This window comes from Ideonella oryzae (assembly GCF_024055665.1).
Lineage (GTDB): Bacteria > Pseudomonadota > Gammaproteobacteria > Burkholderiales > Burkholderiaceae_C > Ideonella > Ideonella oryzae.
Map to the genome: position 1 here is coordinate 67677 of NZ_JAMXMC010000016.1, position 8949 is coordinate 76625.

Sequence of the window (8949 nt, forward strand, 5' to 3'; positions counted from 1 at the left end):
CCCAGAAGGAGTGCAGTGTTCATGCACCGATTCTGCGGCGCGGCCCGGGCCGCCACCCGGCAGAACAAGGGGCGCAATGCCCTGCAATCCGGCGTCGTTGGAAGCCGGAAAAGAAAAACGCCGCTGAAAGCGGCGTTTTCACAAGCGGTTGGCGGAGACGGAGGGATTCGAACCCTCGATGGAGTTTTTGACCCCATACTCCCTTAGCAGGGGAGCACCTTCGGCCTCTCGGTCACGTCTCCAACCTAAGCTCAGCAGTATAGCGTGAAATTAGGCTTTTGCTTCGTCGATCGCGGGAATCGATGCATCCAGATCGAAAGCCTTGTGCAGGGCGCGCACGGCAAGCTCCATGTACTTCTCCGCGATCACGACCGAGGTCTTGATCTCGCTGGTGCTGATCATCTGGATGTTGATGCCCTCTTCGCTCAGCGAGCGGAACATCTTGCTGGCCACGCCCACATGGCTGCGCATGCCGATGCCGACGATGGAGACCTTGCAGATCTTCGGGTCGCCGACCACATCGGAGGCGCCAGTGGCGGGCTGCACCTGGGTGCGCAGCAGGTCCAGGGTGCGCTGGTAATCGTTGCGGTTGACCGTGAAGGAGAAGTCGGTCTTGCCGTTCTGCGACACGTTCTGGATGATCACATCCACTTCGATGTTGGCGTCGGCCACGGCGCCCAGGATCAGCGAGGCGACACCCGGCTTGTCGGGCACGCCCGTCACGGTGACCTTGGCTTCGTCGCGGCTGAAGGCGATGCCAGAGACAACGGCTTGTTCCATCTTTTCGTCTTCCTCGAAGGTGATCAGAGTGCCCGACTTGGCCTCTTCCTCAACACTGATATCCCAGGGGGTGAAGCTGGAGAGAACCCGCAGCGGCACACGGTACTTGCCGGCAAACTCGACCGAGCGGATCTGCAGCACCTTGGAGCCCAGGCTGGCCATCTCGAGCATTTCCTCGAAGCTGATGGTATGCAGGCGACGGGCCTCGGGAACGATGCGCGGATCGGTGGTGTAGACACCGTCCACGTCGGTGAAGATCAGGCACTCGTCGGCCTTCATCGCCGCAGCGATGGCCACGGCCGAGGTGTCGGAGCCGCCACGACCCAGGGTCGTCACGTTGCCGCCCTCGTCCACGCCCTGGAAGCCGGTGATGACCACCACCTTGCCGGCGGCCAGATCGGCACGCACCTTGGCGTCGTCGATGCTCTCGATACGGGCCTTGGTGTAGGCCGAGTCGGTCTTGACCGGCACCTGCCAGCCGTTGTAGCTGACCGCTTGCATCCCCTCGGCCTGCAGGGCCAGCGACAGCAGGCCCACGGACACCTGTTCGCCGGTGCAGGCGATCATGTCCAGCTCGCGCAGCATCTCGGGCGTCTGCTTGGCGGGAGAGACCTCCTTGGCCAGCCCCAGCAGGCGGTTGGTTTCGCCGCTCATCGCGGAGGGAACGACGACCATCTGGTGGCCCGCACGGGCCCACTTGGCCACGCGCTTGGCGACATTGCGGATGCGCTCGGTCGAGCCCATCGATGTGCCGCCGTATTTGTGTACGATCAAAGCCATGGGGTAGCGAAAAATGCGACAACGCCCTTGCGGGGCCGGAAAGGCTTGCACAGCCGCTTCGCGACCACGCAAACCCCCTATTCTAAGGGATCGCTGACGTCTTCCAACCGATTGGGGGCCCAGATCGGTCGCCATTGACGCATCCCCGCTACCGCGACCTGCCCCGCATCCACCCCCAGGCCCGGCACAAACAGCACCTGCACACCGCCGTCGGACTGTCGCCGGCACAGCATGGGTGCCTGCCGCTGCCAGGCCGGCACGCCAGCCGCCTGGAACTGTTTCTTGAGGCTGCGCGGTGGCCGCTCCGGCCCCGCCTGGAACTGTTCCCCCCCTTGCCGCGGCTGCAGCCAGGCGCCGGTCAGTTGCTCGGCACTGAGGCCGCCGGCCGTCACCTCTTCGAACGCCAGCCGCGCCTGCCAGTCCGGCAGATCCAGCGTCTGCGGACCGGCCAGTTGCCGGGCCTGGCCCACCGCTGCGGGGGGCGCGCAGTTCACGGACAGCACGCCGCGGTAGAGCCGCCACACCAAGCCCCCTTCCGATGACCAGCTTGCTGACCACGAGGTCGACAGACCCAGGGCGATCTGGGCCTGCAGCGAAGGATGGGGCGGCGGCAGCGCATGGGCCGCAGCGGCGGCCTTGAGCCAGGCGGCCAGCACCAGCCGCTGACGCACGGGCGACAAGGTCGCCCAGCCAGTGAGCTGTAGCCTGTCGAGGCTCGCACCCACACGCTGCAGCTCGGCCTGCGTCACCTCGTGGATCAGCAGATTCGCATCGTGGCTGTGCCGGGCCACGGCGGCCAAGGCCGCCTGCGCCTGCGGAAAGCCGGCCTCCAGGGTAGGCAGGACATCGTGCCGAAGCCGGTTGCGGGTGAAGCGCCGGTCCTGGTTGCTGGTGTCTTCGATGTGGCGCAGCCGGTGTCGCCGAACGTAGTGCTCGATGGCCGATGCGGGCTGTTCCAGCCAAGGCCGCACCCAGCAGATGCCCTGACGCACCACCGAGCGCGGCATGCCCGCCAAGCCCGCCGGTCCTGCGCCGCGCAGGGCCTGGAGCAGCACCGTCTCGGCCTGATCGCGCTGGTGGTGGGCAAGCAGGACAGTCTCCGCCCGCACTTCGGCCGCCATCTCGGCCAGTGCGCTGTAGCGGGCCCGACGGGCCCAGGCCTCGATGCTCTCGCCCGGCGTCGGGTGGTCATGCAGACGCCGGCCCAGAAAGCGGATCCGCCCATCCCGGCGGGACCAGCTCTGTACCTGCTGCTGGCAGTGAAGCCACCAGGCGTCGGCTTCGGGCATCAGCCCGTGGTGGACATGCAGGGCCACGATCCTCAGCGCTGTACCGGCACTCTGCCGCCACACCGCATGCAGCAAGGCGGTGGAATCCCGCCCGCCGCTGAAGGCCACGGCAACGACGGGCGTCGTCACCCTGGTGGCCATGGGATCAGTGTGCCGAGGTGTCTGTGAAGCGGCCGTAGGACTTCAGGCGCTCATAGCGACGCGCCAGCAGATCGGCCGTCGACAGGTCGGACACCTGACGCAGCGCATCGACCAGCGCTCGCTTGAGCGAGGTGGCCATGTGCTTGGGGTCGCGGTGGGCGCCGCCCACCGGCTCGTTGATGATCTTGTCCACCAGCCCCAGGGCTTTCAGGCGATGGGCGGTGATGCCCAGAGCCTCGGCGGCATCGGACGCCCTGGCGGCCGTCTTCCAGAGGATGGAGGCACAGCCTTCGGGCGAGATGACGGAATAGACGGAGAACTGCAGCATCAGCACCTGATCGGCCACACTGATGGCCAGGGCGCCGCCGGAGCCGCCTTCACCGATGATGGTGGTGACGATGGGCACTTCCAGCTGGGCCATCTCGAAGATGTTGCGGCCGATCGCCTCGGACTGGCCACGCTCCTCGGCGCCGATGCCCGGGTAGGCCCCCGGGGTGTCCACGAAGGTGAAGACGGGCAGGCCGAACTTCTCGGCCATCTTCATCAGGCGCAGGGCCTTGCGGTAGCCCTCCGGACGGGGCATGCCGAAGTTGCGCGCGGCACGCTCCTTGGTGTCGCGGCCCTTCTGCTGCCCCAGCACCATGCAGGCCTGGCCGTTGAAGCGGGCCAGACCACCGACGATGGACTGGTCATCGGCAAACGCACGGTCGCCGTGCAGTTCCTGAAAATCAGTGAAGATTTCGTTGATGTAGTCCAGCGTGTAGGGACGCTGCGGATGGCGGGCGATCTGGGTGACCTGCCAGGGCGTCAGCTGGGTGTAGATGTCCTTGGTGAGCTGCAGGCTCTTCTTGTCCAGCCGCTCGATCTCATCCGAGATGTCGACCGCCGACTCGTTCTGCACATAGCGCAGTTCTTCGATCTTCGACTCGAGTTCAGCGATCGGCTGTTCGAATTCCAGGAAGTGTCGCTTGCTCATGGGCGGGTACTCCTTTTTCAAGCGCAAGATCAGTAATCGACGGGCAGCGGATCGAGGCTGCGCCACAGGTACCAAGTGGCCACCGAACGGTACGGCGCCCAGCATTCTCCCAGTTCACGCGCCTCGGCCCGCGACACCGGCTCGCCACTGAAGTAGCTGTTGCTGATGCCTTTGAGCAGACCCAGGTCGTCCAGCGGCAACACGTTGGGGCGCATGAGGTGGAAGATGAGGAACATCTCGGCCGTCCAGCGGCCGATGCCACGGATGGCCACCAGTTCGTCGATGATGGCTTCGTCGTCCATGTGCTGCCACTGCGACACATGGACCTCGCCCTCGGCGAAATGCCTGGCCAGATCCCGCAGGTATTCTGCCTTGCGGACCGACAGACCGACAGCGCGCAAGCTAGGGGTTTCCTGTGCCAGCACAAGGCGGGGGTCAATCGAATAGGACGGCCCGCTCACCAGCGCGGCGAATTTGTCCCACACCGACTGTGCAGCCTTGACCGAGATCTGCTGCCCCACGATGGAGCGCGCCAGGGTCGTGAAGGCGTCCCCGCGGCTCTGCAGCCGCGCTTCGCCGAACTGGGGGATGAGTTTCTTCATCACCCGGTCCCGCTTGGAAAGATGCTTGCAGGCATCGTCCCAATAGCCGGGTGTGACGCCTAGGCTGGAAGCTTCGCTCACGTCAGGCCTTCACCCAGGTGGTGCCCTGCGGCGAATCCTTCAGCAGGATGCCCGCGCTGGCCAGCTCGTCGCGAATGCGGTCAGCCGCGGCGAAATCGCGTGCAGCCTTGGCCGCCTGCCGCTCGGCGATGCGGGCGTCGATCATGGCGGCATCCAGCGCGCTGCCGGCCTGCAAAAAGTGGGAGGGCACCTGCTGCAGCACGCCCAGCACCTCAGCCAGGCCTTTGAAGGTGCCGGCCAGCACGGGGTCGGCGTTGCGGTTGAGCTCGGTGGCGGACTCGAACAGCACGGCCAGGGCCCCCGGCGTGTTGAAGTCGTCGTCCATCGCTGTCTTGAAGGCTTGGGCCGCAGGATGCGACCAATCCAGCGCGGGAAGCACTTGCCCTTCGAACGGGGCCAGGGCCGTGTACAGGCGACGCAGCGCCTGGCGAGCATCGTCGAGGTTGGCGTCGCTGAAGTTGAAGGGACTGCGGTAATGCGTGCGCAGCATGAAGAAGCGCAGCGTCTCGCCGTCGTAGTCTTTCAGCACATCGCGGATGGTGAAGAAGTTGCCCAGCGACTTGGACATCTTCTCGTTGTCCACGTTCAAGAAGCCGTTGTGCATCCAGACATTGACGAAAGGCTGCCCGGTGGCGCCTTCGCTTTGGGCAATTTCATTTTCATGGTGGGGGAACTGGAGGTCCATGCCACCGCCGTGGATATCGAAATGCTCGCCCAGCAACGCGCAGCTCATGGCCGAGCACTCGATGTGCCATCCCGGCCGCCCCGGGCCGAAGGCCGAGGCGTATTTGGCATCCTCTGGCTCCTCCGGCTTGGCGGACTTCCACAGCACGAAGTCCAGCGGATCCTGCTTCCCATCGTCCACGGCCACGCGCTCGCCCGCCCGCAGGTCATCCAGCGCCTTGCCGCTGAGCTTGCCGTAGCCCGGGAAGCGGCGAACGGCGAAGTTGACGTCGCCGTTGTTGGCCTGGTAGGCCAGGCCCTTGTCCTGCAGCGTGCCGATCATCGCCAGCATCTGCGGGATGTAATCGGTAGCGCGCGGCTCGTGGGTGGGCGGCGTGATGCCGATGGCGCCGATGTCAGCACGCATGGCGGCGATCATCTCGTCGGTCAACGTGCGGATGCTCATGCCGCGCTCCAGGGCGCGGCGGATGATCTTGTCGTCGATGTCGGTGATGTTGCGGACGTAGGTCACCTCGTAGCCACTGGCCCGCAGCCAGCGGTACACCACATCGAAGGCCATCATCATCCGGGCGTGCCCCATGTGGCACAGGTCGTAGATGGTCATGCCGCACACATACATGCGCACGCGGCCAGGGTCGATGGGGGTGAAGGGCTCGACCCGGCGGGTGAGCGTGTTATGGATGCGCAGCGTCATCAAGGGCCAGAATCAGGCGGCGCCCAGGGATCCCCTTGCGGCGACAGACGCCAAGGAAACCGCCCACAGGCGCTCTATACAATCGTCGAATTGTAGCCAAGGAGCCTCCACCCGTGACCGCAACCTGCACCGCCCCCCTGCTTCGCCAGCCCTTGCCCATCACCCGCCTGAGCCGCTGGCTGGGGGTGGCCGTGATGTCCCTGGCGGCCCTGTCGCCGGCCTGGGCGCAGAAGGTGAAACTGACCACCTCCATGGGCGACATCGTGCTCGAGCTCGACCACGACAAGGCGCCGAAGTCGGTGGACAATTTTGTCCAGTACGTCAAGAGCGGCCACTACGACGGCACGATCTTCCATCGCGTGATCGACGGCTTCATGATCCAGGGCGGCGGCTACACCCCGGACCTGAAAGAAAAGGCCACCCGCGCACCGATTCCGCTCGAGAGCCGCAACGGCCTGAGCAATGTGCGCGGCAGCCTGGCCATGGCCCGCACCATGGTGCCCGATTCGGCCACGGCACAGTTCTACATCAACGTCGTCGACAACCCCAACCTGGACCAACCCAACGCCCGTGACGGCGAAGGCTATGCCGTGTTCGGCAAGGTGGTTCAGGGCATGGACGTCGTCGACAAGATCAAGGCCGCCGCCACCGGCAACAAAGGCGGCTTTGCCAACGTCCCCCTGCAACCGATCCTGATCAAGAAAGCCACGCTGGAGAAATAAGCATGACCAAGACCGTTGAACTGACCACTTCCGCCGGCTTGATCCGCCTTGAACTCGACGAGGCCAAGGCACCCGCCACCGTCGCCAACTTCCTGTCGTACGTGAACAAGGGCCACTACGACGGCACCGTGTTCCACCGCGTGATCAAGAGCTTCATGATCCAGGGCGGCGGCATGACGGCCGACATGAGCCAGAAGCCGACCGACGCCCCGATCCAGAACGAGGCCAACAACGGCCTGAAGAACACCAAGTACACGGTCGCGATGGCCCGCACCAACGCGCCCCACTCGGCCTCGGCCCAGTTCTTTATCAACACCAAGGACAACGACTTCCTGAACTTCACCAGCGAGTCGCCCAGCGGCTGGGGCTATGCGGTGTTTGGCAAGGTCGTGACCGGAACCGAGGTCGTGGACGCCATCGAGAAGGTGCGCACGGGCCGCAAGGGCTTCCACGACGACGTGCCGCTGGAGAGCGTGGTGATCGAGAAGGCTGTCGAGATTGCCTGAGGCGGCTGAGGCGCTCCCGCGCTGCGCGGAATTCCGCCTGCCTGCCGATTGGCGGCAGGTGGCGTTCATCTCCGACCTGCACCTGAGCGAGGATCTGCCCCGCACCACGGCGGCCTTCGAGCAGTTGCTGCAGACCGTGCAGGCCGATGCGCTGTTCATCCTGGGTGACCTCTTCGAATACTGGGTGGGCGACGACATGCTTACCCTGCCCTTCGAGGCACGCTGCGGCCAGGCGCTTCGTTCAGCCACCCGGCGCCTGCCCGTCCATGTGCTGCGCGGCAACCGGGACTTCCTGCTCGGCGAGCGCTTCTTCACCGAGACGGGTTGCCAGGACCTGGCCGATCCGACGGTGTTGCGGGCCGGCTGGGGCGATTCGCTGCTGGTGACCCACGGCGACGCGCTGTGCATTGGCGACACCGCCTACCAGCAGTTCCGCGCCCAGGTCCGTCAGCCGGCTTGGCAGGCCGCACTGCTGGCCCGCCCCCTCGAAGAACGGGTGGCGCTGGCCAGGCAGATGCGCGCCGCCAGCCGAGATGGCGGACGAGCCCCTGAAAGCTATGTCGATGCCGACGCGCCCTTGTGCGACCGGTGGCTCGCCGCAGCCGGGGCCTCGCTGATGATCCACGGCCACACCCACCGCCCCGGTCGCGACACCTTGCCCGGCGGTGCGCTGCGCGAGGTTCTGTCCGACTGGGAACTGGATCAGGCAGAGCCGCGGGCTGACATGCTGGTGTGGACGGCCGAAGGGGTGCGACGGGAGTCGCTGGTCCACGCTTGAGTCTCCTGATGGGCTGGTGGCAACGCTGGAGGGATTGGCGCGCGCAGCGGGTGCTGGCGCGCCATGACATCCCGCCACCTTTGTGGGATGCCGTGCTCGCTCGCTATCCCTTTCTGCACCGCCTCGCCCCCGGCGAGCGCGAGGCCCTGCGTGCCCTCAGCAGCGCCTTCCTGGCACGCAAGGAATTCTCGGGCGCTCAGGGCCTGGTCGTCACTGACGAGATGGCCGTGGCCATTGCCGCGCAGGCCTGCCTGCCAATCTTGCACCTCGACCTCTCGCTCTACGATGGCTTCGTCGGCATCGTGGTCCACCCCGATGAGGTGGTGGCTCGCCGCCATGTGACCGACCCCGACGGCGTGGTGCACGAATACGACGAATGGCTGAGCGGTGAGGCCATGGCCGGCGGCCCGGTGATGCTGTCCTGGCCCGACGTGGACGAGGCCGGCGACCTGGCCATCGACGGCTACAACGTCGTGGTGCACGAGTTTGCCCATGTCATCGACATGTGCAACGGCGAAGCCGACGGTGTCCCGCCGCAACCGAGTTCGGAGGCCCAAGCCCATTGGATTGGGGTGCTGGATGGCGCCTGGGAAGACTTCTGCCACCGGCTCGATGCCGGGTTGCCCACCCTGCTTGACGCCTATGCCGCAGAGGGGCCACAGGAGTTCTTCGCCGTGTCGGTCGAGGCCTTCTTCGTCAATCCACAGCCGTTCCGTCAGCACCACCCAGACCTGCATGCCATGCTCGTCGACTACTTCCACCAAGATCCCGCAATGCGGTGACCCGAGCTGATCCGTAAGCGTGGCCCCAAGGCCGTATTGACCCACCCACGCTGATCACCCGAGCATGCGTCCACATGCAAGCCTGTGGACGCACCCCAACCTGGAGCGGCGAGCGCGTGCTCAAGACGAACGCG

General features: G+C 65.7%; 9 protein-coding genes and 1 tRNA gene. 4 read left to right on the forward strand and 6 right to left on the reverse strand.

Annotated elements, in window-relative coordinates; translation table 11 throughout:
- Positions 1-149: 149 nt before the first annotated feature.
- The 6 genes from M0L44_RS20645 to cysS all read right to left on the reverse strand — a co-directional run bounded on the left by M0L44_RS20645 (position 150) and on the right by cysS (position 6027).
- A tRNA-Ser gene (locus tag M0L44_RS20645) sits at positions 150-242 on the reverse strand.
- Positions 243-270: 28 nt separating this feature from the next.
- On the reverse strand, positions 271-1560 hold the full coding sequence (locus M0L44_RS20650; RefSeq protein ID WP_252772071.1) for an aspartate kinase: 1290 nt from the start codon (positions 1558-1560) through the stop codon (positions 271-273).
- Between the two features lie 77 nt (positions 1561-1637).
- Entirely contained in the window at positions 1638-2990 is a 1353-nt protein-coding gene (gene tilS, locus M0L44_RS20655) for a tRNA lysidine(34) synthetase TilS (RefSeq protein WP_252772072.1), read from the reverse strand.
- A 4-nt stretch (positions 2991-2994) separates the two neighbouring features.
- Positions 2995-3966: an acetyl-CoA carboxylase carboxyltransferase subunit alpha gene (locus tag M0L44_RS20660; protein WP_022982579.1), complete on the reverse strand. Its 972-nt coding sequence runs from the start codon at positions 3964-3966 to the stop codon at positions 2995-2997.
- A gap of 29 nt (positions 3967-3995) precedes the next feature.
- A complete protein-coding gene (locus M0L44_RS20665) occupies positions 3996-4649 on the reverse strand; it encodes a DNA-3-methyladenine glycosylase family protein (protein ID WP_252772073.1) in 654 nt (217 codons plus the stop codon).
- A 1-nt stretch (position 4650) separates the two neighbouring features.
- Positions 4651-6027 (reverse strand): cysteine--tRNA ligase, encoded by a 1377-nt coding sequence (gene cysS, locus M0L44_RS20670; RefSeq protein WP_252772074.1) that lies wholly within the window; start codon positions 6025-6027, stop codon positions 4651-4653.
- A 194-nt stretch (positions 6028-6221) separates the two neighbouring features.
- On the opposite strand from cysS, the gene M0L44_RS20675 reads away from it, so the two are divergent.
- Genes M0L44_RS20675 through M0L44_RS20690 form a run of 4 tightly spaced genes read left to right on the forward strand, consistent with a single transcriptional unit; the run spans position 6222 to position 8815 of the window.
- Positions 6222-6749 (forward strand): peptidylprolyl isomerase, encoded by a 528-nt coding sequence (locus M0L44_RS20675; RefSeq protein WP_252772078.1) that lies wholly within the window; start codon positions 6222-6224, stop codon positions 6747-6749.
- 2 nt (positions 6750-6751) lie between these two features.
- A complete protein-coding gene (locus tag M0L44_RS20680; protein WP_252772075.1) occupies positions 6752-7255 on the forward strand; it encodes a peptidylprolyl isomerase in 504 nt (167 codons plus the stop codon).
- Positions 7256-7313: 58 nt separating this feature from the next.
- The gene (locus M0L44_RS20685) at positions 7314-8033 is read left to right on the forward strand and encodes a UDP-2,3-diacylglucosamine diphosphatase (RefSeq protein WP_252772076.1); all 720 of its coding nucleotides are present in this window, start codon (positions 7314-7316) and stop codon (positions 8031-8033) included.
- Between the two features lie 5 nt (positions 8034-8038).
- Positions 8039-8815, forward strand: coding sequence for a M90 family metallopeptidase (locus tag M0L44_RS20690; RefSeq protein WP_435526449.1), 777 nt, complete (start codon positions 8039-8041; stop codon positions 8813-8815).
- Positions 8816-8949 lie beyond the last annotated feature (134 nt).